Source organism: Streptomyces sp. NRRL F-6676, from assembly GCF_000725625.1.
Classification (GTDB): domain Bacteria; phylum Actinomycetota; class Actinomycetes; order Streptomycetales; family Streptomycetaceae; genus Streptomyces.
In genome coordinates, this window is the sequence record NZ_JOHS01000007.1 from 138546 (window position 1) to 160078 (window position 21533).

Below are 21533 nucleotides of genomic sequence, written 5' to 3' on the forward strand. Positions count from 1 at the left end.
GGCGGCGGAAGCCCGGTGCGGTGGGTGTCGGTTCTCCGGGAGGAAGCCCGGTGTGGTGGGTGTCGGTTCTCGTCCGTTCTCCGGGAGGAAGCCCGGTGTGGTGGTTGTCGGTCGTCCGCGAGGAGGTCAGTTGTGGCGGGCCGAGCCGATGAGTGCCTCGACCTGGGCGAGCACGCCGTTCCAGGCGGCCCCGGAGCCGTCCGGGACGGCCTCGATGTCGAACGCGCGCTCGCCGTCGTGATGAGGGTCGACGGTGTAGGACGGCGTGGGGCCGGAGTCGTCCCTTCCCGCCGGTTCGGCCGGGGGCTCGCCCAGGCACATGCTCACCTGGAGGGCGGGGCGGTCCCGCCCCGGTTTCCACAACGGGCGGGCCGCGTACTGGAGTCGGCCGCCCAGGCTCCGGCAGGCGGCGCCGGGTGTGTGGGCCGAGGCGTGCCGGGAGGCGGGGGGCGCGGTGGGCGTCGTACCGTCGAGGGCTTCGAAGGCGACGAGGACGCCGCCCCGCTCCAGCGCGGACAGCGGGGCGCACGCGAACGTGTCCGCGGCGCCGGTGGTCTCCTCGCCGCAGCCCCCGGCGACCCGGTCGGTGCCGAGGTGCTGCGCGGCGGCGTAGACCACGGCCCCGTCCTCGCCGCGGGGCACGGCGAGCGCCTGCCACCCGGCGGGCACCTCCAGGGTCAGTCCCGCGACGGTGGCGAACCGCTGGAGGTGACCGTCCGCTTCCGCCGGGGCGGTCGCCGCCGGGGGTGCGGTGTCCGGCCGCGCTCCGGGCGAGCCGGTGCCCAGCCAGAGCCCGAGGCCCGCGGCGGCCAGCGCGCCCGCCGCCGCTGCCCGCAGCCGGCGCCGGCGCCGCACCCGGCGCCGTACCTGCCACATCCGGTCGGCCGGCGCCTCCAGATGCGGCACCACCCGCTGCACCAGCACCCGCAGTTCGGCGTCCTCGCCGGTGTCCGTCACCTCGTGGTCATGCACGCGACTGCCCTCCGCCCGTCGTACAGGCCGACGGTGGACCGTCGGAGCCGGGCGGCGGTGCCGTGCCGTCCAGGAGCCGGTCGCCGAGCACGGTGCGCAGGGTGCGCAGTGCCTTGACGCTCTGGCTCTTGACGGTTCCGGGCCGGCAGCCCAGGATCTCCGCGGTCTCCTCGACCGAGAGGTCCTCCAGATGGCGCAGCACCAGCACGGCACGCTGCCGCCGGGGCAGGCGACGAACCGCGGCGGCCAGCGACTGCTCCAGGTCCACGGCGGCGAACGGGTCGCCGGACGCCGCCCGGTCGGGCAGTTCGCCGTGGGGCACCTCGCCCTTCCAGCGGCGCTGCCACCACGAGGCGTGCGTCGTGACGAGCGTCTTGCGGACTTACGCTTCCGGGTGCTCGTCGGCGATCCGGGGCCATTTGGGCCACACCTTCGCCAGCGCGGTCTGCAACAGGTCCTCCGCGAGGTGCGGGTCCGCCGTCAGCAGCCACGCCATGCGCAGCAGTCGGGGTCCACAGGCCGCGACGAATGCCTCGAAGTCCCGCGCGCTGCCGCTGTTGCCCATCGCGCCGGTCATGCCCCCGCCATCGTGCCTGTGCGATTCGTGTGTCGCTCACACCAGGTGAACTGGGTGGGGGCCGCTTCGGGTTGCCCCGCACGCCGGGGAAAATTCGTGCGGGGGGCGATCGGGTCGGCGGACGTGCGGCATCGGGTGGGAGCGGTGGCCGAACCGTACGCGCAGGTGCCCGGCGTGAGCGACCGGCCGCGTTCGGCGCTCCGTGGCGGCCCCTCCCCCGCCGGGACAGGCGTCAGCCGCGCCGGCGACGCCGGTCCGCCCAGGGCCGACGTCCGCATCGTCGTCCGCGCCCGCACCCGCGCCCCGGACGCCGCCCGCGCCACCCGCACCGCGATCGCCACCCTCCCGGCCACGCCCCACCCCACGGAGACCCCGCACGTCACGGTCACGGTCACGGTCACGGTCACGGTCACGGTCACGGTCACCGATATTGTCCGGCCCACGCCCGCCGCACCACCAGGGGTCCGCCGGTCACCCCACCCGCGCGGCGATGAGGGAACCACCGTTGAGGACGATCATGTGAGTCGGCATCGCGCCGGAATGGAGTCGGCGGGCGGGTACCGGCCGGGCTCCGACCGCGGTGTGAAGCGAGGACGGACGAGAAGAGAGAGGGTCCCTCCATGACCTACGGCTGCACGACATCGATGAAGACCCGGCCCGGCTCCCGGGAGGAGGTCGTGGACCTTCTCCTGAGTGCCGTCGACGGGCTCCGGGGAGCGGGGTGCGACCTCTACCTCGTGGGGCTCTCCCACGACGACGACGTGACGATCTGGGTGACCGAGATGTGGAAGACCAAGGAGCACCACGATGCCTCCCTGCGACTCCCGGAGGCGAAGGCGGCCATCGGCACGGCCATGCCGATGCTGACGGGTGAGTTCACCAAGCAGGAGTTCTCGGTGGTGGGCGGTCTCGGGGTGTAGGGGCGGTCAGTCCCCCGCGACCTGATCCGAACGACAGGCTCTAGCCGCGGAACGTGGCGCGGTACGCCGTCGGGGAGACGCCCAGTTCGGCCTGGAGGTGCAGGCGCATGGAGCCGGCGGTGCCGAAGCCGGCGTCGGTGGCGATCTCCTCGACGGAGAGATCGGTGCGTTCCAGGAGCGTGCAGGCGCGTTCCACGCGCTGCCGGGTCAGCCAGCGGCCCGGTGAGGTACCGATCTCCTCGCGGAAGCGCCGGGTGAACGTGCGGGTGCTGGTGGACTCCTGGGCCGCCAGCTCCCGCAGCGTCAGCGGCCGGTGCAGGTTGGCGAGCGCCCACGCGCGGGCCCGGGCGGTGGAGGAGACCGCCGGTTCCGGCAGCGGCCGGGTGATGTACTGGGCCTGGCCGCCCTCGCGGTGCGGCGGGACGACGGTGCCGCGGGCCACCTCGCCCGCGACGTCGGCGCCGTGGTCGGAGCGGATCATGTGCAGGCACAGGTCGATGCCCGCGGCCGCGCCCGCGGAGGTCAGGACGCCGTCGTCGTCGGTGTAGAGGACGCCGGGGTCGAAGGCCACGTCCGGGAAGCGTTCGGTGAAGCGCGTTGAGGAGCGCCAATGGGTGGTGGCCCGCCGCCCGGCGAGCAGTCCGGCCTGGGCCAGGACGAACGAGCCCGTGCAGATCGACGCGACCCGGGCGTCGGGCCGCACCCGGGCGAGCGCGGCGGCCAGCGCCGGTTCGAGCGGACCGGCGCCGGGCGCGCGGTCGCTCTCCGCTCCGGGGACGAAGACGGTGTCGGCCTCGGCGAGCGCCTCGGGACCGTGTGCGACGGTGACGGTGAAGTCGGTGTCCGTGCGGACCTCACCGGCCACGAGCGCGCAGGTCACCACCTCGTAGAGCGGTTCCCCGGCGGCGGACCGGGCCTGGCCGAACAGCCGGTGGACGATGCCGAGTTCGAACGGCAGCATCCGGTCGCGGACCAGGACGGCCACCCGGTGGCGGCCGTCACCTGCGAAGACGGTCATGGCCCGATCTTCGCACATGTTGTCCATCCGGCCAGTCGTGGCGGTGGTGCCGCCGTCACATGATCGACGCCATGAACATTCTCTGGGTCATGGCCCACCCCGATCCCCGTTCCCTCACCGCCTTCCTCGCCGCCGAGGGCCGGCGCGCACTCCTGGACGCCGGCCACGAGGTCGAGGTCTCGGACCTCTACTCGATGGGCTGGAACCCCGTCGTCGACACCACGGACTACGCCCACGATCCCGCCGAACGGTTCCATGTCGCGGCCGCCGCGAAGCGCGCCCACGGCGACGGCACGCTGAGCGCCGACATCCGGGCCGAGCAGGACAAGCTCGACCGGGCGGACGCGCTCGTCGTCCAGTTCCCGCTGTGGTGGTTCCAGATGCCCGCGATCCTCAAGGGCTGGTTCGACCGGGTCTTCGTCCAGGGTTACGCCTACGGCCTGCACGCACCGGACGGGCGGCCGCTCGGTTACGGGGAGGGATTCCTCTCCGGCAAGCCGGCGCTGGTCGTCGTCGGCGCGGGCGGCCCCGCCCGGTTCTACGGTGAGCGGGGCATCCACGGAACCCTCGACGAACTGCTGTTCCCGCTGCTGCACGGCACGCTCTTCCACTCCGGCGCGACGGTGCTCCCGCCGCTGCTGGTCCCGGGCGCCGACCGGTACACGCCCGAGGACGCGGAGAGCGCCGCCAAGGAGCTGCGCGAGCGGCTGCGCACCCTGTGGACGACCGCGCCGCTCCCGTACCGCCCGCAGGACGGCGGGGACTACGACGACGAGCGCGTCCTGCGGCCGGACGTCCTGCCGGGGCTGACCGGGCTCGGCGTGCACCTCGCCCGGCGCCCGTAGGTCCGGCCGGCTACTTCCCGTGCGGGTCGGCGGCGTTGAGTGCCCGGACGACCTGGTCGTAGTCGCCGCGGGACTCGCCGTGGCGGAGGAACTTCACCTGCTCGACCAGGATCTCCCCGGCGTCGGGGTGCGCCTCCAGCAGGGCGACGGTCTCGGTGACGTACTCCTCGAGCGGCATGGCGAGGGCGTTGTCCTCCTGGCCGGGCAGGAGTGCGGTGCGGACGGACGGCGGTACGAGTTCGACGACCTTCACCGAGGTGCCGGCGAGCTGCAGCCGGAGGGACTCGCTGAGCATGTGGATCGCGGCCTTGGACGCGTTGTAGCTCGGCGTGACGCGGAGCGGGGCGAACGCGAGGCCGGAGGAGACGGTCATGATCGTGGCGTCCGGCCGGGTCCGCAGATGCTCCACGAACGCGGCGATCAGCCGGATCGGGCCGAGCACGTTCGTCGTCACCGTGGACTCCGCGGTGGCGAGGAACGTCTCGGGGGTGCGCCAGTCCTCGACGCGCATGATCCCGGCCATGGTGACGAGGACGTTGAGGCCGGGGTGGCGCGCGAGCACCTGCTCCGCGGCGGCGGTGATGCTCTCGGGGTCGGTGGTGTCGATCCGCACGGTGTCGATGCCGGGGTGCTCCGCCGCGATCCTCTCCAGCAGGGCGGTGCGCCGGCCGCCGACGATCACGGTGTTGCCCCTGGCCCGCAGCCGGAGGGCGAGGGCGAGCCCGATGCCGCTGGTGGCGCCGGGGATGAAGACGGTGTTACCGGAGATGTTCATGCCCCGACTCTCACGCGTCGGGCCGCGCCGGTGCAGAGACCGTTTGTCGGGGGACCGCCGGTCCCTGGCTCGCGGCACGGCGGGCGGTGACAATCGTGGGCATGGACCGTGAAGCACTGGCCGACTTCCTGCGCCGCCGCCGCGAGGCGCTCCAGCCGGCGGACGTCGCGCTCCCCGCGGGCGTACGCCGCCGGACCCGGGGGCTGCGGCGCGAGGAGGTCGCCTCGCTCGCCGTGATGTCGACCGACTACTACACCCGGCTGGAACAGCGGCGCGGCCCGCAGCCCAGCGAGCAGACGCTCGCCTCGCTCGCCAGGGCGCTGCGGCTGACGAACGGCGAACGCGACTACCTGTACCGGATCGCCGGGCACAACGCCCCCGCGTCCCTGTCGGCCTCGACGCATGTCGCCCCCGCGCTGCTGCGGGTCATGGACCGCCTGGAGGACACCCCGGCGCTCGTCCTGTCCGACCTGTTGGAAACGCTTGTGCAGAACAGGATGGCCGACGCCCTGTTCGGTGACGTGTCCGGCCACACCGGACCGGCCCGCAGCGCGATCCACCGCTGGTTCACCGACCCCGCCGAGCGGCTGCTCTACCCCGAGGCCGACCGGGACCGGCAGAGCCGCGCCCAGGTCGCCAGCCTGCGTGCCGCCTACGGGCTGCGGGGCCCCGCATCCCGGGCCGGCGAACTCGTGCGGGCCCTGCGCAGGACGAGCACGGAGTTCGCCGAGCTGTGGGAACGGCACGAGGTCGCCCCGCGCTTCGAGGACCACAAGACGCTCCTCCACCCCGAACTCGGCGCCCTCGAACTGGACTGCCAGGCCCTGTTCACCGAGGACCAGTCGCAGACCCTCCTCGTCCTCACCGCCCCGCCGCACACCGAGAGCCACGAGAAGCTGCAACTGCTCGGCGTACTGGGCCTGAACCGGTTCGCCGGGGCCGACGGCACGGGCTGAGCCCGCACCGGTTCGCCTGCGTGGCCGCCTCGGACGACGGCCGGTTCGTCGCCGGCGGCTCGTACTCGAGCACGGTCGCCGTCCGCGACCTGCGCACCGGCACCTGGCCCCACCTCGGCAGGCCGACCGCGGCCGGCCTCTCCTGCCTGTGCTACGACACCGCGAAGGGGCGCGCCCTCGCCTCCTTCTACGACGGTTCCGTGCACGAGGTGCCCGCGAAGCGGGTGGACGCGGTGACCGCGCGATGGCGCCACGTGGGGGTGGTGCGGGACTGGATCGCCAAGGAAGCCCCGAGTCACGAGGCGGAGATGCCGGCGTTCCGGATCGGCCGCTACCCCGTCACCGACCTGGAGTACCACGCTTTCCTGGTGGTGGAGCCGGACGCCGCTGCCCCGCCGTCGTCCTGGCGGCTCGGCGGCTGTCCGGCGAAACGCGCCAACACGGTCGAGCACGGCCCCCACTGCCCGCCACTCCCGTCGGCATGTACCCGGCCGGCGGCCCGTCCGCGCCCTCGCGAGGGGCCCTCGTTCAGACCCCCGCGGGGGCGAGCACGATGTCGAAGCGCACCCTGCTCCAGGTGCCCGCGACCACCCGCCCGTCCGGCGTGGGGTGCCGGCCGGCTGCCGCGCGAAGGGCTTGACCAGTGACTCCTTGACCCCGAAGACGGAGTCGTTCCGGCCGATCGGATCGCCCTCGGGGAAGATGTGCGTCACCAGCGTGCGCGCCCCCTCGTGGGCGACCCGGAAGTGCAGATGCGCGGCGCGCAGCGGGGAGCGGCCGACCGCGCGCAGGAGCTGCCCGACGGGGCCGTCGTCGGGGATCGGGTACGGCGTCGGGGTGAGCGCCCAGAACCGGTAGCCGCCGTCCCCGTCGGTGAACAGGTGGCCGCGCGCCGCGCGCCGGGCCGCGTCGTACTGCACGTCGTAGCGGCCGTCCTCGTCGGCCTCCCACACGTCGATCCGCGCGCCCGCGAGCGGGGTGCCGTCGGTGCCGGTCACCGTGCCCTCGACCCAGCAGGGTTGGCCCGGCGCGCCGAAGGAGAGGTCGCCGCCGAGTGCGACGTGCGGGGCGTCCTCGACGAAGAAGGGCCCGAGAACGGTCGCCTCGGTGGCTCCCGCGTGTGCGGTGTGGTTGACGTTGACGGTCTGCGTCGAGGCGCCGAGGACGTCCGAGAGCAGGATGAACTCCTGGCGTACGTCGTCGGTGAGACGACCGGCGCTGGTGAGGAACCGGATCGCGGCGCCCCACTCCTCCTCGGTGGGCCGCGTCTCGCGCAGGAAGGCGTGCAGATGCCGGGCCAGGGAGACCATCAGCTCCTTGAGCCGGGGGTCCCGGCAGGCGTCGAAGGAGGCGACGACGGCGTCGGCGAGCCCGGCCTCGACGGCCTCCCGCTCCGGGTCCGGCCCGTGGGCGAGGGGGCGGTGGGCGTCGGTCCAGTCCGCCGGGTCCGGGTTCACCTGGGTGCTCATCGGCGCTCTCCTCTCCAGGCGGCGTACAGCAGGGCGGTGAGGTTCTCCTCGGTCACGGGCGCCGGGTTGCCGGCCGGTACGGCGGCCAGGATCGCGGGGACCGCCCGTGCGATGCCGTCCTTCGGCATTCCGTGGTCCCGCAGCGCGCGCGGGGCGTCGACCGCCGTGCACAGCGCGGCGAGCCCCTGGACGGCGGTGGCGGCGCCGAAGGCGGCCGCGATGCGCCGCTCGGCCTCCGGCGCGTGGGGGGCGTTGAGGGCGAGGACGTGCGGCAGGACGACGGCGTGGGTCTGGGCGTGCGGGAGGTCGAACATGCCGCCGAGGACGTGGCAGATCTTGTGGTGCAGCCCCGAGCCGGCCGACGCGAACGCGACCGCGGCGAGGTGGGCGCCGTACAGCGTCTGTGCGATGCCGGCCATGCCCTCGACGGCGTCGGCATCTTCGACGGCTTCGACGGCTCCGGCAGCTTCGACGCCTTCCATGCCCTCGGCACCCTCCGTGCCCTCGGCACCCTCCGTGCCTTCGGCACCCTCCGTGCCCTCGGCACCCTCCGTGCCCTCGGCACCCTCCGTGCCCTCGGCACCCTCCGTGCCCTCGGCACCCTCCGTGCCTTCGGCGGTTTCGGTGTCTCGGCCGCCCTCGCTCGCGCCGCCCTTCCCGGCGACCGCGGGCAGTCCCGCGGCCAGGGCCCGGATGCCCTCCCCCGCCAGCGCCCGGTCGATGGGGTCCGCGTACGGGCCCCACATCGAGTCGACGCAGTGGGCCAGCGCGTTGAGTCCCGAGGCGACGCTCAGGGCGGGGGGCAGCGTGCTGAGCAGCGCGGCGTCGTACACGACCGCGCGCGGCAGGACCGCGTCGTCGGTGCCGGTGGTCTTCGTGCCGCCCTCGGTCAGACCCCAGACGTTGGTCGCCTCGGACCCGGCGTAGGTGGTGGGCACGGCGACGACGGGGAGGCCGGTGGTCAGGGCGACGGCCTTGCCGAGCCCGGTGGTGGAGCCGCCGCCGACGGTGACGACGGCGTCGGCCCCGGCGTGCGCGGCGGCCGTGCGGGCCCGTGCGGCCACCTCGGCCGGGACGTGCATGACGACCTCCTCGTGCCGCAGCACGACCGGCAGCGCGGCCGCGATCGGGTCGGCGAGGGCGGCCGCGCGGGCGGAGGCGATCAGCATGACGCGGCGGGCGCCGAGGCGGGCGGTCTCGCGGGCGACCGCCCGCGGCGAGGCCCGGGGCGCGAAGACGACGCGCTGCGGCAGCGTCGTGTGGAGGAACCTCATGTGCGCAGAGTCCACCACGTGCGCGGCGTCAGGTCCATCGGTGGGCCGGACTCGCCCCCTCCGCGACCGGTTTGCCGAAACCGCAAGAGGGCGTGCGGGGCGCGGCGGGCCCGGTGACACTGACCGCGTCCCGACCGGGCCACGCCCCCCTTCGTTTCCGGAAAGCAGGCAGGCACCATGACCGCTCCGTCCCGCCGCACCCGCCGCTCCGACACCCCGCCGCCGCGCACGGGGAACAGTGAACTGGAGGTGCTGCGCGGCTTCCTCGACTATCTGCGCGCCTCGGTCGCCGCGAAGGTCGAGGGGGCTCCCGAGCCGGGGCTCCGTACGGCGGCGGTGCCGTCGGGCACCAATCTGCTCGGCCTGCTCCACCATCTGACCCACGTGGAGCGGGCCACGTTTCTCGGCGCCCGGGTCACCGACTGGCAGGCCACGTTCCGGGCCCCGGCCGAGACCGGCGCCGACGAGGTCGTGGCCCGTTACCGGCGGGCGGTGGCCGAGGCGAACGAGGTGCTCGACGGCTGCACCGACCCCGGCGTGCCGCTCCCCCACCCGCGGCCGGGCGGGCGCCCGCCGGCCGTCCGCTGGGCGCTCACCCATCTGATCGAGGAGACCGGCCGCCACGCCGGCCACGCCGACATCCTCCGCGAGCTCGTCGACGGCTCGACCGGCCGCTGACGCCGGGCAGCGCTCAGGGGACCACGGGCAGTGCTCAGGGCACCAGCACGATCCTGCCGAACACGGTGCCCTCGTCCATCGCGCGGTGGGCCGCCGCCGCCTCGTCCAGCGGCAGCACGTCGTGCACGACCGTGCGCAGCTCGCCGCGTGCGGCGCCGGCGAACTGCGCCGCCCGTACCGCCTGCCGGTCGGGGCCGGGCACGGTGTCGAGGCTGAGGGTGGTGAACGTGACCGAGTTGCGGAAGTTCTTGATCAGCCCGGTGCCGAAGTCCGCCGGGAGCTGTCCGCCGACCACGCCGACGACCAGGAACCGGCCGTTGGGGTTCAGCCTGTCCAGGAACTGGGGCAGCTGGGGGCCGCCCACGATGTCGATCACCACGTCGTAGCCGCTCGGTGCGTCCGGGTCGCCCGCGCCGGAGCGGTCGAGGACGTGTGTGGCGCCCAGCTCCCGCAGGCGGTCGCCGCGCGCCGCCGACGAGGTGGTGACGACCACCGCGCCGGCGCCGCCCTTGGCCGCGAGCTGGACCGTCGTGAGCCCGATGCTGCCCGCCGCGCCGCGCACCAGCACGCTCTCGCCGGGGGCGAAGCGGGCGCGCTCCAGGGCGAAGTGGGCGACCACGCCGGAGCTGCCGAGCGTCACCGCGTCCTGGGCGGTCAGCCCCTCGGGCAGCGGGAGGACCTCGTCGACGGCGGCGACGGCCTGCTCGGCGTAGCCGCCGGTCAGCCCGGTGAACGCCCATACGCGGCGCCCGGTCCAGGAGGCGTCCACGCCCTCCCCCACCGCGTCCACGGTGCCCGCGACCTCGCTGCCGAGGAGGTGGCCCTCGCGGAAGCCGTAGTCGCCGAGCGTGCCCCGGCGGATCACGGCGTCGACACCGCCGACCCCGATCGCCTCGGTCGTGATCCGTACCTGTCCCGGGCCGGGGACGGGCGCCGGCAGGTCGACGACCTCCAGTCCCTCGGGCTTCCCGAACGTCCTGATCACCACGGCCTTCATGTCACCACTCCTCGTTCGACGGGACGGCCGGGCCCACGGTCCTTCGCGGCGGGCCCGCCGTCTCCGGAACCTAACGGACGCCCCCGTCCGGTTGGCTAAAGTGAGAAACGATGACCGACCAATTGACTCACCCCGTCCGCTCCGACGCCCTCGACAACCGGACCCGCATCCTGGACGCCGCCCGGGAGGTGTTCGGCGAGGAGGGCCTGGGCGCGCCGATGCGCGAGGTCGCCCGGCTCGCGGGGGTCGGCCCCGCCACCCTGTACCGGCACTTCCCGACCAAGCGCGATCTGGTGCTGGCGGCCTACGCCGAGCAGCGGCGTACGTGCCAGTCCCTGGTCCGCGACGCGCTCGCCGACCCCGACCCGTGGCGGGGCTTCCGGGGCGCGGTGGAGGGGGTCTGCGAACTCCACGCCGCGAGCCGGGGGTTCGCCGACGCGTTCATGGCGGCGTTTCCCGAGGCCATGGACTTCGCCGCCGACCGGGAGCAGATGACGCACGCGGTCGCCGAGCTGACCCGCCGGGCCCAGCGGGCCGGCCGGCTGCGCCCCGGCTTCGTCGTCGACGACCTGATCCTGATGCTGATGGCCCACCGCGGCATCCAGGAGGCCCCGCCCGCCGTCCGTCTCGCGGCCTCGCGCCGCTTCGCCGCGTACATCATCGAGGCGTTCCGCGCGGTTCCGGAGGGGGAGGCTCCCGCGCCTCCGATGCCACCGGCGCCGCGACTGCGCGGCTGAGGCGCCCGCGCGGCGGCGCGGCGCTCCGGCACCTGCCCGGGAGGGGTCGGCTCAGTCCGCCGCGACGGCCCTGCGCACGCAGTCGCGCAGCAGGGTCCGGCGCCGCTCGTGCACCTCGTCGGGCTCCTGGTCACTGGCCGCGTACACGTTGCTGACGGGCGACCAGGCCATGGACATGGCGATGACCATCGCCATGAGGTCGAACGGGTCGCCCTGCCGGACGCGCCCTGCGGCCTGCGCCTCGGCGAGGGCCGCCAGCTTGCGCTCGTCGTAGTGCTCGTGGGTCTCGACGAGATGCCCGGCGGGCCGGCGCTCCAGCCGGGTCCAGGTCGCGAGCCGGATGAGGTCCGGGCGGCGCAGATACTCGTCGTAGAGGCGTACGGCCCAGTCCGGGAGGTCGTCCGCGTCGAGGGGGACGACCTCGGTGATGCGCTCCAGCGAGCCGAGGAAGATCGCGTCGAAGAGGCGTTCCTTGTCGCCGAAGTAGGCGTAGAGCTGCGCCTTGTTGGTGCGCGCCGCCGTCACGATCCGTTCGATGCGCGCGCCTGCGATGCCGTGCTCGGCGAACTCCTCGGTGGCGGCGTCCAGGATGCGCCGGTACGTCGCGGCGCCGCGGGAGGTCTGGGGCTGTTCCGGCATGCGGGCACTCTACCAAAACAGAACAGTTGGTTTGCCTCAACGGCCGTCCCATGCCTAGGCTGCCCGCAATAGACCGAACAGTTTGTTTGTAGGAGGCAGAGGCTGTGCGAACGACCGTCGGATGGCAGGCGACCGGACCCGGCACCCTGCGGCGCACCACGCTGCACCGCCGTGACCTGCGCGCGGACGACCTCGCGGTGCGGGTGGACCACTGCGGGCTGTGCCACACGGATCTGCACGCCGTGCGGGGTTACGAACCGGGAGCGGAGGCCCCTCTCGTCCCCGGTCACGAGTTCACCGGCGTGGTGACCGCGACCGGCCCCGGGGTGACGGCCTTCTCGCCCGGCGACCGTGTCGCGGTGGGCAATATCGTCGACTCCTGCGGCGTCTGCGCCATGTGCGAGGCGGGGCAGGAGAACTACTGCCACTCCTTCCCGACCCTCACCTACGGCGGCACCGACCGGCAGGACGGGTCGACCACCCTGGGCGGCTTCTCCCGCGAGTACGTCGTGCGCGAGGCGTTCGCCCACGCGCTCCCCGCCGGCCTGGACCCGGCCGCGGCCGCCCCGCTGCTGTGCGCGGGCGTCACCGTGTGGGAACCGCTGCGCGCCCTCGGCGTGGGCCCGGGCAGCCGTGTCGCCGTGGCCGGGCTCGGCGGTCTCGGGCACCTCGCGGTGAAGATGGCGGTGGCGCTCGGCGCGGAGACGACCGTCCTCAGCCGCACGGACGCCAAGCGCGCGGACGCCCGCCGCCTCGGCGCGAAGGAACTCATCGCCTCCTCGGACACCGCACGCATGGCGGCAGCGCGGGACGGTTTCGACGTCGTCGTCGACACCGTCTCCGCGCCTCACGACCTCGCCCCGTATCTGCGGTTGGTGGCGGTGGACGGCACGCTCAGCCTCCTCGGCCACCTCGGTACGGTCACCGTCGAGGCCATGGACCTGCTCGTGGGCCGCAAGAGGCTCGGTTCGGCGGGCAGCGGCGGCCGCCCCGGGACGGCCGCCATGCTGCGCTTCTGCGCCGACCACGGCATCACCGCCGACGTCGAGGTGCTGCCGTCCGCCGAGATCCACACGGCACTGGACCGCCTCCGCCGCGACGACGTCCGCCACCGGTTCGTCCTGGACATGTCCGACCTGGACTGAGCGGGCGGGTACGGCCCCGCGCTCAGCGTGCGACGCCGCGCATCAGCGTCTCGAGGCCGCGTTCGCCGGCCGGTGTCTGCGCGCCGTCGCGCAGGCCGCCGGCGATCAGGTCCTGAGCGGCCGGTTGGCCGATGGCGGTGGCCCAGGCGTCGTTCTCGCGCAGAAGTCCCTGCGTGAGGTCGGCGGCGGGCAGCGCGTGCTTGGCCGCCGCGACGACGCCCTCGGGCAGCGCGGCGATGTTCCGGGCGACGCGGTCGACGTAGGCGTCGAGTTCGGCGGCGGGCAGTGCCCGGTTGATCCAGCCGTACGACGCGGCCGTCCCGGCGTCGAACAGGTCGGCGGTGAGGATCACCTCCAGCGCGCGGTTGCGGCCCACGCGCTCCCGGAGGTACTGCGTTCCGCCGCCGCCGGGGACGATGCCCATGAGTGCCTCGATCTGGCCGAGTCCGGCGGTCTCGGCGGCGGCGAACGCCATGTCCGCCGCGGCCACGAACTCGGCTCCGCCCCCGCGGGCCTTCCCGGCGAGCTTGACGATGGTCACCTGCGGCTGATGACGGAGGAGTTCGCCCACGGCCTGGAACACATTGACGTCCTCCGGCGCCGACGCGGCGAGCTCCCCGAGGGCGTCCATGTCCTCCCCGATGCGCATGTCCACGTGGGCGAGGAAGAACTCGGGGTTCGCGCTGGAGAAGACGATCACGCGGACCGACGCGTCGTCCGCGAGCGCGGTCAGCACGGTGCGCAGCTCGCGCATCATCGCCACGCCGAGCACGTTCACCGGAGGATTGTCGAGGACGATGTGTGCGACACCGTCCGCGCTGCTCAGGCGCAGGGTGGAGTAGGCATCGGGCGCGCGGTGGACGTCGTTCGTCACGGAGGTCATGAAGGTTCCCTGGGTTACCGGAAGGTGGGTAAGTTTGTGATGCATACCTACCGTCGGCGGCACCGCGGTGATCGTCAAGAACGCACTTTGGGAGTACCAGGGCACATGAAGGACACCGACCCCTACGGCGTCTACGCCGGCACACCTGTCGTCTTCCGGGCGGACTGCCCCAGCCGGCCGATCCTCGACCAGATCGCGGACAAGTGGTCGATGATGGTCATGGCGCTGCTGGAGCGGCCCACCCGCTTCAACGAGCTCAAGCGCGGCCTGGAGGGTGTCACGCAGCGCGTCCTCACGCAGACGCTGCGGCGCCTGGAGCGCAACGGCATGATCCGCCGTACGGTGCTGCCGACCTCGCCCGTCGGCGTCGAGTACTCCCTCACCCCGCTGGGCGAGTCGCTGCGCGAGCCGTTCGGCCATCTCTACCGCTGGACCGTCGAGCACAGCGAGGAGATCAGCGACTGCCGGCGGGCGTACGACAGCAGGGCCTGACGCTCGCCCTTACGAGCCCGCCCCGCGGCCGCGCTCAGGACAGCCGGCGGCAGAGCAGCGCCGCCGGGCCCCCCGCGCTGCCCACCCGGGTGGTGAAGGCGATCCCGGCGGCGTACTCGTCGTCGGCGCACTGGCCCTTGTAGTGGCCGGAGGCGAAGTCGCCGCCGGAGTCGGGGCGGTTGTCGGAGCGGTCGAACCAGACCGTACGGCCCGTGGTGCCCAGCGGGGTGCGGGCGGGGGCGCAGAGGGCCGCCGAGGTGCGGCTGCCGCGCCGGCTGAAGCCGATGAGGTACGCGTCGGCCGGGCACTGGAACTTGGTGTAGCCGGAGGCCCAGTCGCCGCCCTGCGGGACGTGGCGTTCGTCGGTCACCACCGTCTGGCCGCCGCTCTCGGCGCGCAGGTCGCCCGCGGTGACGTCGGTGCACAGTCCCCGGCCCCCGGTGTGGCTCAGGCCGGTCAGCCGCAGCCCGTCGGGGCAGGCGGCCTTGGCGGCGCCCGGGTCCCAGTCGCCGGTGGCCCGCACCCGCAGCGACTCGACGTGGTCGCCGTGGTCGGTGGTGAGCATCCGCCAGACGGGTACCGGGGCGACGGGGCCGGTGCGGCTCGGTGCGCTCATCAGCCGGTCCCAGCCGGTGCGGCGCCAGTCGGCCTGGTCGAGCAGACCGTACCGGTGGCCGGCGGTGTCGTAGCGCAGCAGCGCCCAGTCGTCGTGTCCCTCCCAGCCGACCAGCGGCCAGTAGGCGAAGTCGGCGTCGTGGTCGGCGAAGTAGTCGGTGACGCGGCCGAACCAGGTGCGGGCGGCGGCGCCCGTCTCGCCCGCGCCGATGCCGAACTCGCTGATCCACACGGGTGCCGTGAAGTGCCGGCCGCTCTCCTCCGACACGAAGAACGCCTCGTCGTGAAGGGCCTGCCGCAGTTCGTCCTCGGTGAGGTCCTGGTAGCGGGGGTCGCTGGTCTCGCCGATGCCGGTGGCTCCGCTGTGGTGGGGGCCGGTGTAGCCGTAGAAGTGGGCGGAGTAGACCAGTTTGTCGCTCGCCACGAGGGTGTGCGAGAGGGTGCGGGCGGGAGTGAGCACCGGGCGGCCGTGCGCGAAGCCGTCGACGGGCAGGCCGGTCCAGTTGATGCCCTCGATGACGATGAGCAGGTCGGGGTTGGCCTCGGTGAGGATGCGGTCGGCGGCGAGCTGGGCGGCGGCGTACCAGTCGTAGTCGTCACCACCGCCCCAGTCGGGGTCGTGCAGGATGTCCCGGCGTACCTCGTTGTAGAGGTCGGCTCCCACCACCCGGGGGTCGGCGGCGTAGCGGCGGGCCATGAAGACCCAGTCGTCGGCCCAGCGTTGCGTGGTCCGGCCGCTGTTCCAGCGTTCGTTGCCGTCGACGCCGCAGCACCAGCGGGTGGTGTTGGTGTGGTTGTTGAGCACCACCGCGAAGTCGTCGGCGGTGAGGGCGGACACGACGGCGTCGAAGACCTCCAGCGGTGTCTTTCCGCGCAGTTGAGGGTTGGCCGCGACGGCGGCGTCCGGCACGGGGCCGGTTGCGTGGATCATCTCGTTGGAGAAGGGCAGCCGGACGCTGTTGATGCCGAGTGCGTGGAAGTCGGCGAGCAGGGTGGCGAGGGGCGCGCGGTCCAGACCGAGAGGGATGCCGTGGGAGTCCTGCCCGGCGTGATGGTTGGCGGGGTCCGCCGTGTCCCCGCTTCCCGTCCAGGAGCCCTGCGCCCCGTCCCAGTTGGCCGACTTCAGCCGAAAGCGGTTGCCGACCGCGTCGACGAGGTAGCGGCCGCGGGTCGACAGGGGCGGCTGCCAGGTGGCGGTGGGCGCCGCCGGGCCGGACGCCGGTGGCCGGTCGGGGGTGGCGGCGAGTGCGCCGGGGGCGGTGGCCGTGAGGAGCACGGCCGACACAGCGCATGTCAGGTACTTGACAATCCGTAGCATCGACATGATCCCCACCGGTGACGGGAAGACGGCGAACGCGAGCCAACTGACCTCAGTGTGCGGCCAGTTGGCTGCGGATGCTAGCTCTCGCGCAGGAGGCCGTCGACCACACGGACCCGACACGGGCGCGCGACGACGACCGAAGCCCCCGCAGGGGCGCGGGGAACCGCGCGACCGGCCGATGCCCGGCGCGCACCCGCCCACGCACGAAATCCTCCGAGCCTGCCCGCCCCCAGCGCGGCGGCTTCAGAGGTTCCCGGCGCGCAGGACCGTCACCGCGAGAGTGGTGTACCGCATCGTGAAGCTGCCGCCCAGCGCGTCGACGGCACGACCCACCGCGCCCAGCACCTCGGCCAGTTGACCGGGAGCGAGCCGGGTGAGGCCGCCGGTGGTGGGGAGGAGGTCCAGCCACTGGTCGCGGGTGTAGGACCGTTCCCAGTCGAACCGCCACTGCTCCGGTTCGCCGAAGCGCCCGGTCTCGCGGAGGGTGTCGGCGATCTTCGCGTACCCGGCTCGGTAGGTCTCCAGCGGACGCCGGGCGGGCTGCGCGGCGAACGGGGAGTCGGGGGCCACCCGGCGATAGGCCGCCGCGAACGGTTCGGCCACCTCGGCGGGCGGCTCGAAGACGTGCCCGAAGACCGCGAGGCGCCCGTGCGGGCGCAGTACCCGGGCCGCCTTCGCGGCGCCGGCGGCGGGGTCCACCCAGTGCCACGACTGGGCGGCGATCAGCGTGTCGAACGTCCGGCCGGCCGGTTCCCAGGCCTCGAACGTCGCCACCTCGACCGGCAGGCCGCGCTCCCGCGCGAACTCCGCCATCCGCGCATCCGGCTCGACGCCGAGCACGGCGCAGCCGGCGGCCTGGAACTGCCGGGCCGCGATGCCCGTGCCGCAACCGACGTCGAGCACGTCCGGTCCCGGGCTCCCGGCGACCACCCGGGCCACCAGGTCGCCGGGGTACTCCGGCCGGGCCTCGTCGTAGCGCCGGGCGTCCGTACCGAAGGACTCGGCCAGCTGCCTGAGGTGGTGCGGCCGGGCCGGTTCGGGCTGCTCCCGCGCTAGAGTGGGCATGCGTTCACTTTAGTGGGCAGGCGCCCACTTGCCAATGGCCGCCGCCGGAACACGGGAGAGGAGCCGCCAGTGCCGACCGGGGTGCACCTTCGCGACGCGCGGCAGCAGCTCTTCGACGCCGCCGAGCGCGTACTGCTGCGGGACGGCCCGAACGAGCTGACCAGCAGGGCCGTCACCGAGGAGGCCGGCTGCGCCAAGGGCGTCCTGCACCGGCACTTCGCCGACTTCGACGCCTTCCTCACCGAACTCGTGCTCGACCGGGCCGGACAACTCCGTGCGCAGGCACGGGAGTTGCGCGAGACCGTCGGCACCGGCACCGTGGCCGGCAACCTCACGGAGGCGCTGACCGCACTGTTCGGCCCTGTGCCGGTCGCGATCATCCCGCTCATCACGTTCCGCGACGGGCTGCGCGCACGGCTGCGGAAGGCCGAGCCCGAAGGCGGCGGCCTGGCGATCCTCGCCAAGGTCACGAGCGCGGTCTCCGCCTACCTCACCGACGAGCGCGCCGCGGGCCGTATCGCGGCCGACGCCGACATCGACTCCCTCACCCTGTCGCTGGTCGGGGGCGGACACCTGCTGTTCGCGGACCGCGACCCCGGCCCGCCGGCCACGGCGACCGTGCACCAACTGGTGACCACGGTCCTCGCCGACGTCGTCCGGCGAAGGCCCCGCTGAAGACCGGCGCCGGTGCTCAGCGGGCCGGGGCGGGTTCGGTGAGTTCGATGACCGTGCCGGTGGTGTCCGTGACGCACGCGATACGGCGGTCGATCCGCGACGGGCTGCGCGCACGGCTGCGGAAGGCCGAGCCCGAAGGCGGCGGCCGCGTAGTCCCGCATCCGCCGCCGAAGATCCACCCGAGAGAACCGTGGCCCGCCACACGCACGAAGACCGACTCCAACTCCCCGGCCCACACACCAGGTTCATCCATCCCCACCATGCACGGAACAACGAAACCGACCAGGACCGTCCACACCGCCAACCTGGCTCCCCCTCGGAGGAGGCACTGCGCCTGCTCGCCCCCCAGGTCACCATTGAGGTAACGGGAGTTGCCCTCACGGACACCGGCGGCCGCCCGATCGCTTCCCCGCACGGCACTCGATTCCCGCAACGGAGGCGCCCAGGCACGCGAAGCGCCGCGCCGGGGAATCCGTGATCGGGCAGTATTCGCAGATGACCGAACAGAACAGCGCTCTGTGGCTCCCCAGGCGCGGCGCGCGCTTCGAAGTGGCGCCCGCCCCCTATACATCCCCGGCGCGCGACGAAGTCGTCGTGCGAGTGCGGGCAGTCGCGGTGAACCCGGTGGACGGGATACCGGGTCTCGCCTATCGCCTCGTTCTGCCCTGGCTGAGGTTCCCGGCCGTCGTCGGATCGGACGTGGCCGGGGAGGTCGTCGAGGTCGGTCCGGGCGTGACGCGCCTCGTTCCGGGCACTCGTGTCCTGGGGCACGCGGTCGGTGCGGAGGAATCACGGAACCGGGCCGCGGAGGGCGCCTTCCCACACTATGTCGTTCTGATGCAGCACATGGTGTCCCCGCTCCCCGACTCACTGTCCTTCGAGCGGGCGGCCGTACTGCCTCTGGCGCTGTCGACCGCGGCGACCGGTCTGTTCCAGAAGGACCACCTCGCGCTGGAGCTGCCCCGTGCGGACGCCGCCGACCGGCCGGAGACGGTCGTGGTGTGGGGTGGGTCGACGAGTGTCGGTTCCCAGGCGATCCAGCTCGCCCGCCATGCCGGCTACCGGGTCGTGGCGACCGCATCCCCGCACAACTTCGACTATCTCCGCTCGCTGGGCGCGGCCGAGACCGTCGACCGCGCCGGCTCCACCGCCGTGGACGAGGTCCTGCGACGGATCGGCGACAGCCCGCTGGCCGGTACCCTCGCGATCGGCAACGGATCACTCAAACCGACCCTCGCGATCGCCGCCCGCACCACGGGCAGCAAACGCGTCGCCTCGGCCCTGCCCGGGCTGCTCGTCCGCCTGCAGTCCCGGCGGGCACCGCGCCTCGGAGTCACGGTGAGCGGGATCTGGGGTGGCACGCTGAAGGACAACGAGATCGGACCGGCGATCTACGAGGAGTTCCTCCCGGCCGCGCTCGCCTCCGGCACCTACCGGGCCGCTCCCGAGGCCCGTGTCGTCGGACACGGGCTGAGCGCCGTCCCCGGCGCTCTGAAACAGCTCAGGAAGGGCGTGTCCGCGCAGAAGATCGTCGTCACGCTCTGAGACGACGGCCGTGGTCAAGGTCACCGGCGGTGGCGGGGAACGAACCGCCGCCGGTGGCACCGAGGGCGTTCCGTGCGCGCGGAAGTGGCGCCGCACGGTGCTCGACTTCGCTTCCTTCCTCGGGCCGACCCGGCGCCTACGCACCCGCCGGGTCGGCGACCACGACGATCCGGTCGAACTACCGCATGCGTGCCGTCATGTCACGGGCGGCGACCCGACGCCCTTCCGTGTGCCGGAGGCGACGGGGCCCCGGGCCGGGCCGAGTTCGTCAGCGCCCGCGAGTGTCCTCGGGTACACCACGGCCAGGAGATCGAGCAGCCGCACGGTCCGCCGGTCCGGGCCACCTGCCCCGACTGCCCCGCGCTGCGGACCGCCAGGGGCGGCAGGGCCGACCACCACGCGGGCGGCGGTCACACCCCATGCCCGCGGCGCCGCCTGCTGCGCGAGGTCGTCCTGCTCACCGCCGCCCCGCACACCGCCGACGAGGACGCGTTCAGGCGGGCCGTCGAGCCGCACTCCGCGCCGGCGGCCGGCCGTCCGTGACCTGCCCCGGCACACTCCGGGCGGCGCTGCGCCAGGTGGAGACGCCCAGGGCGAGCAGCCAGTAACTGAGGATCGCGCCCATCAGGGCGGTGGTGCCCCAGCCGTTCGCCGCGTAGAAGTGCGCGGGGGTGTTGCCGAAGAACAGGGACGGCACGAAGGCCAGGTTCACCCCTGCCAGGACGAAGGCGGACCTGTGGGTCCAGCGCGGCAGCAGACGCGTGCGGGAGAGCGCGTAGCCCACGGCGGTCAGGAACAGCGCGAGCAGGAGGCGGTCGATCGACCCGTAGAGGATGTAGGTGCCGCTGACGGTGATGGTCGGGTCGATCGGACGGTCCGCGGCGATGACCGCGCCGCCCTCCAAGCCGCTGGAGACCAGGGTGATCGTCGCGTAGACCAGTCCGGAGGCGAACGCCAGCGTGCCGGCCCATTCGTGGGCGGGACTCACGGTCTTCACCAGCTCGCGGAAGGCCGTCACGAACACGATCAGGAACGTCAGCGCGACGATGCCGATCAGCAGCCTGGCGAGCACGTTGGCGTCCGGCGGCGGGCCCGAGTAGAGGAAGTACAGGGGTACTTCGACGATGAGGGCGACGGCGGCGGCAAGGCAGGCGAAGCCGGTCAGACGCCTGGCGGCGGTTTCGGTCATGGGTCTCTCCCCATGGGTGGTGTTCCGGTGCTTCCGGGTGGTCCGGTGTCTCGGGTCTTCTTGGTGGTCCGGTGTCTCGGGTCGTCCGGGTGGTGTGCGGTGTTCCGGTACTTCCGAGTGGTGTGCGGTGTTCCGGTCGTCCGGCGGCGGTACGGGCCGCCCGCGCGCGGTCAGCCGCCGCCCATGCCGCCGCGTGCGGCGATCATGGTCGTCGGCAGGGCGCGGACGGCCTGCTCCAGGCCGGGTGCCAGGGCGGCGAGCCGCTCCGTGCAGGCGTCGATGCGGGACCGGCGGGGGCTGCGGGGCCCCCCGGGGGGGGCCGCGGGGGCGCCGACGGCGACGGCCGCCGGGTGATCCGTGACGGTCGAACGCCGGGCGCCGACACGGGCACGGGGTGCCGTCAGGCTGAGCACTCCGGCGGCGGCGAGCCTGTCCTCCACCTCGGCCAGGGTCCGTCTGCGGTGCCTGCGCACGAGGTGCTTCCAGCCGTGCCCGGCGGCGTCGCGCAGCACCGCGTCCAGGACGGGGGAACCGGTGGACCCCGTGCCGTGCACGGTGACCGTGCCGCCGTCCTCGCGCAGCCGGCCGCGCAGCGCGAGGTCCGTCAACGCGGCGGCGCGCACCAGCAGTGCGGTGCGGGAGCGGTCGTAGGGGCCTTCGGCGCCCTCGTCGTGGGCGAGCAGGTACATGAGGCAGGCCAGGTCGTCGATCACACCCCGACGCTAGGTCCGGGCGCCCCGGCCGCG

20 protein-coding genes and 2 pseudogenes are annotated in these 21533 nt (G+C 73.7%); 9 read left to right on the forward strand and 13 right to left on the reverse strand.

The features are described 5' to 3' along the window. Positions 1–126: 126 nt before the first annotated feature. Positions 127–972 carry a hypothetical protein gene (locus IO29_RS35485; protein WP_051707300.1) on the reverse strand — a complete coding sequence of 282 codons (846 nt, stop codon included), beginning with the start codon at positions 970–972 and terminating at the stop codon, positions 127–129. Next, positions 965–1549, reverse strand: a pseudogene (locus IO29_RS05965) (SigE family RNA polymerase sigma factor). Before IO29_RS05965 ends, IO29_RS35485 begins: the two are co-directional and overlap by 8 nt. A gap of 620 nt (positions 1550–2169) precedes the next feature. Here IO29_RS05965 and IO29_RS05970 point away from each other — a divergent pair. Continuing rightward, entirely contained in the window at positions 2170–2469 is a 300-nt protein-coding gene (locus IO29_RS05970; RefSeq protein ID WP_030377647.1) for a putative quinol monooxygenase, read from the forward strand. 40 nt (positions 2470–2509) lie between these two features. Here IO29_RS05970 and IO29_RS05975 read toward each other — a convergent pair whose 3' ends face one another. Further along, positions 2510–3514 (reverse strand): GlxA family transcriptional regulator, encoded by a 1005-nt coding sequence (locus IO29_RS05975; RefSeq protein ID WP_030377646.1) that lies wholly within the window; start codon positions 3512–3514, stop codon positions 2510–2512. A 44-nt stretch (positions 3515–3558) separates the two neighbouring features. On the opposite strand from IO29_RS05975, the gene IO29_RS05980 reads away from it, so the two are divergent. Further along, positions 3559–4332 carry an NAD(P)H-dependent oxidoreductase gene (locus IO29_RS05980; protein ID WP_030377645.1) on the forward strand — a complete coding sequence of 258 codons (774 nt, stop codon included), beginning with the start codon at positions 3559–3561 and terminating at the stop codon, positions 4330–4332. A gap of 10 nt (positions 4333–4342) precedes the next feature. Here the strand turns inward: IO29_RS05980 and IO29_RS05985 are convergent, their stop codons facing one another. Further along, positions 4343–5107: an SDR family oxidoreductase gene (locus IO29_RS05985; RefSeq protein ID WP_030377644.1), complete on the reverse strand. Its 765-nt coding sequence runs from the start codon at positions 5105–5107 to the stop codon at positions 4343–4345. A gap of 101 nt (positions 5108–5208) precedes the next feature. Between IO29_RS05985 and IO29_RS05990 the strand changes: the two genes are divergently transcribed. Next, positions 5209–6063 (forward strand): helix-turn-helix transcriptional regulator, encoded by an 855-nt coding sequence (locus IO29_RS05990; RefSeq protein WP_030377643.1) that lies wholly within the window; start codon positions 5209–5211, stop codon positions 6061–6063. 528 nt (positions 6064–6591) lie between these two features. Here IO29_RS05990 and IO29_RS36330 read toward each other — a convergent pair. Next, positions 6592–7532, reverse strand: a pseudogene (locus tag IO29_RS36330) (dioxygenase). Beyond that, positions 7529–8806 carry an iron-containing alcohol dehydrogenase gene (locus IO29_RS39300; protein ID WP_030377641.1) on the reverse strand — a complete coding sequence of 426 codons (1278 nt, stop codon included), beginning with the start codon at positions 8804–8806 and terminating at the stop codon, positions 7529–7531. Before IO29_RS39300 ends, IO29_RS36330 begins: the two are co-directional and overlap by 4 nt. Positions 8807–8983: 177 nt before the next feature. Between IO29_RS39300 and IO29_RS06010 the strand changes: the two genes are divergently transcribed. Further along, positions 8984–9484: a mycothiol transferase gene (locus IO29_RS06010; protein ID WP_030377640.1), complete on the forward strand. Its 501-nt coding sequence runs from the start codon at positions 8984–8986 to the stop codon at positions 9482–9484. 34 nt (positions 9485–9518) lie between these two features. Here IO29_RS06010 and IO29_RS06015 read toward each other — a convergent pair whose 3' ends face one another. Continuing rightward, complete coding sequence (locus IO29_RS06015) at positions 9519–10481, reverse strand: zinc-dependent alcohol dehydrogenase family protein (protein WP_030377639.1); 963 nt, start codon at positions 10479–10481, stop codon at positions 9519–9521. Between the two features lie 110 nt (positions 10482–10591). Between IO29_RS06015 and IO29_RS06020 the strand changes: the two genes are divergently transcribed. Continuing rightward, the gene (locus tag IO29_RS06020; RefSeq protein WP_030377638.1) at positions 10592–11218 is read left to right on the forward strand and encodes a TetR/AcrR family transcriptional regulator; all 627 of its coding nucleotides are present in this window, start codon (positions 10592–10594) and stop codon (positions 11216–11218) included. Positions 11219–11269: 51 nt separating this feature from the next. On the opposite strand, the gene IO29_RS06025 is transcribed toward IO29_RS06020, so the two are convergent. Continuing rightward, positions 11270–11857 carry a TetR/AcrR family transcriptional regulator gene (locus IO29_RS06025; protein WP_030377637.1) on the reverse strand — a complete coding sequence of 196 codons (588 nt, stop codon included), beginning with the start codon at positions 11855–11857 and terminating at the stop codon, positions 11270–11272. Positions 11858–11961: 104 nt separating this feature from the next. Between IO29_RS06025 and IO29_RS06030 the strand changes: the two genes are divergently transcribed. Further along, the gene (locus IO29_RS06030) at positions 11962–13002 is read left to right on the forward strand and encodes an NAD(P)-dependent alcohol dehydrogenase (protein ID WP_030377636.1); all 1041 of its coding nucleotides are present in this window, start codon (positions 11962–11964) and stop codon (positions 13000–13002) included. A 22-nt stretch (positions 13003–13024) separates the two neighbouring features. Here IO29_RS06030 and IO29_RS06035 read toward each other — a convergent pair whose 3' ends face one another. Beyond that, positions 13025–13885, reverse strand: coding sequence for an enoyl-CoA hydratase/isomerase family protein (locus IO29_RS06035; protein WP_051707297.1), 861 nt, complete (start codon positions 13883–13885; stop codon positions 13025–13027). Positions 13886–13990: 105 nt separating this feature from the next. Between IO29_RS06035 and IO29_RS06040 the strand changes: the two genes are divergently transcribed. Next, the gene (locus IO29_RS06040; RefSeq protein WP_030377634.1) at positions 13991–14377 is read left to right on the forward strand and encodes a winged helix-turn-helix transcriptional regulator; all 387 of its coding nucleotides are present in this window, start codon (positions 13991–13993) and stop codon (positions 14375–14377) included. 34 nt (positions 14378–14411) lie between these two features. Here the strand turns inward: IO29_RS06040 and IO29_RS06045 are convergent, their stop codons facing one another. Continuing rightward, positions 14412–16316, reverse strand: coding sequence for a glycoside hydrolase family 5 protein (locus IO29_RS06045; RefSeq protein ID WP_030377633.1), 1905 nt, complete (start codon positions 16314–16316; stop codon positions 14412–14414). Positions 16317–16556: 240 nt separating this feature from the next. After that, the gene (locus IO29_RS06050) at positions 16557–17378 is read right to left on the reverse strand and encodes a class I SAM-dependent methyltransferase (protein WP_030377632.1); all 822 of its coding nucleotides are present in this window, start codon (positions 17376–17378) and stop codon (positions 16557–16559) included. Between the two features lie 69 nt (positions 17379–17447). On the opposite strand from IO29_RS06050, the gene IO29_RS06055 reads away from it, so the two are divergent. Both IO29_RS06055 and IO29_RS06065 read left to right on the forward strand, forming a co-directional pair. Beyond that, positions 17448–18053 carry a TetR/AcrR family transcriptional regulator gene (locus IO29_RS06055; protein ID WP_030377631.1) on the forward strand — a complete coding sequence of 202 codons (606 nt, stop codon included), beginning with the start codon at positions 17448–17450 and terminating at the stop codon, positions 18051–18053. 495 nt (positions 18054–18548) lie between these two features. Further along, positions 18549–19598, forward strand: a complete 1050-nt coding sequence (locus IO29_RS06065; protein WP_030377629.1) for a zinc-binding alcohol dehydrogenase family protein — start codon at positions 18549–18551, stop codon at positions 19596–19598. Positions 19599–20091: 493 nt separating this feature from the next. Here IO29_RS06065 and IO29_RS06075 read toward each other — a convergent pair whose 3' ends face one another. Both IO29_RS06075 and IO29_RS06080 read right to left on the reverse strand, forming a co-directional pair. Then, positions 20092–20787: a hypothetical protein gene (locus tag IO29_RS06075; RefSeq protein WP_033224608.1), complete on the reverse strand. Its 696-nt coding sequence runs from the start codon at positions 20785–20787 to the stop codon at positions 20092–20094. Between the two features lie 170 nt (positions 20788–20957). After that, on the reverse strand, positions 20958–21500 hold the full coding sequence (locus IO29_RS06080; RefSeq protein WP_037840522.1) for a GPP34 family phosphoprotein: 543 nt from the start codon (positions 21498–21500) through the stop codon (positions 20958–20960). Positions 21501–21533 lie beyond the last annotated feature (33 nt).

Excerpts from the sequence above, each read along its gene's own strand:
- IO29_RS05970 (WP_030377647.1), top strand. The coding sequence starts at position 2,170 with ATGACCTACGGCTGCACGACATCGATGAAGACCCGGCCCGGCTCCCGG.
- IO29_RS05975 (WP_030377646.1), bottom strand. The coding sequence starts at position 3,514 with ATGGACAACATGTGCGAAGATCGGGCCATGACCGTCTTCGCAGGTGAC.
- IO29_RS05980 (WP_030377645.1), top strand. The coding sequence starts at position 3,559 with ATGAACATTCTCTGGGTCATGGCCCACCCCGATCCCCGTTCCCTCACC.
- IO29_RS05985 (WP_030377644.1), bottom strand. The coding sequence starts at position 5,107 with ATGAACATCTCCGGTAACACCGTCTTCATCCCCGGCGCCACCAGCGGC.
- IO29_RS05990 (WP_030377643.1), top strand. The coding sequence starts at position 5,209 with ATGGACCGTGAAGCACTGGCCGACTTCCTGCGCCGCCGCCGCGAGGCG.
- IO29_RS39300 (WP_030377641.1), bottom strand. The coding sequence starts at position 8,806 with ATGAGGTTCCTCCACACGACGCTGCCGCAGCGCGTCGTCTTCGCGCCC.
- IO29_RS06010 (WP_030377640.1), top strand. The coding sequence starts at position 8,984 with ATGACCGCTCCGTCCCGCCGCACCCGCCGCTCCGACACCCCGCCGCCG.
- IO29_RS06015 (WP_030377639.1), bottom strand. The coding sequence starts at position 10,481 with ATGAAGGCCGTGGTGATCAGGACGTTCGGGAAGCCCGAGGGACTGGAG.
- IO29_RS06020 (WP_030377638.1), top strand. The coding sequence starts at position 10,592 with ATGACCGACCAATTGACTCACCCCGTCCGCTCCGACGCCCTCGACAAC.
- IO29_RS06025 (WP_030377637.1), bottom strand. The coding sequence starts at position 11,857 with ATGCCGGAACAGCCCCAGACCTCCCGCGGCGCCGCGACGTACCGGCGC.
- IO29_RS06035 (WP_051707297.1), bottom strand. The coding sequence starts at position 13,885 with ATGACCTCCGTGACGAACGACGTCCACCGCGCGCCCGATGCCTACTCC.
- IO29_RS06040 (WP_030377634.1), top strand. The coding sequence starts at position 13,991 with ATGAAGGACACCGACCCCTACGGCGTCTACGCCGGCACACCTGTCGTC.
- IO29_RS06045 (WP_030377633.1), bottom strand. The coding sequence starts at position 16,316 with ATGTCGATGCTACGGATTGTCAAGTACCTGACATGCGCTGTGTCGGCC.
- IO29_RS06050 (WP_030377632.1), bottom strand. The coding sequence starts at position 17,378 with ATGCCCACTCTAGCGCGGGAGCAGCCCGAACCGGCCCGGCCGCACCAC.
- IO29_RS06065 (WP_030377629.1), top strand. The coding sequence starts at position 18,549 with ATGACCGAACAGAACAGCGCTCTGTGGCTCCCCAGGCGCGGCGCGCGC.
- IO29_RS06075 (WP_033224608.1), bottom strand. The coding sequence starts at position 20,787 with ATGACCGAAACCGCCGCCAGGCGTCTGACCGGCTTCGCCTGCCTTGCC.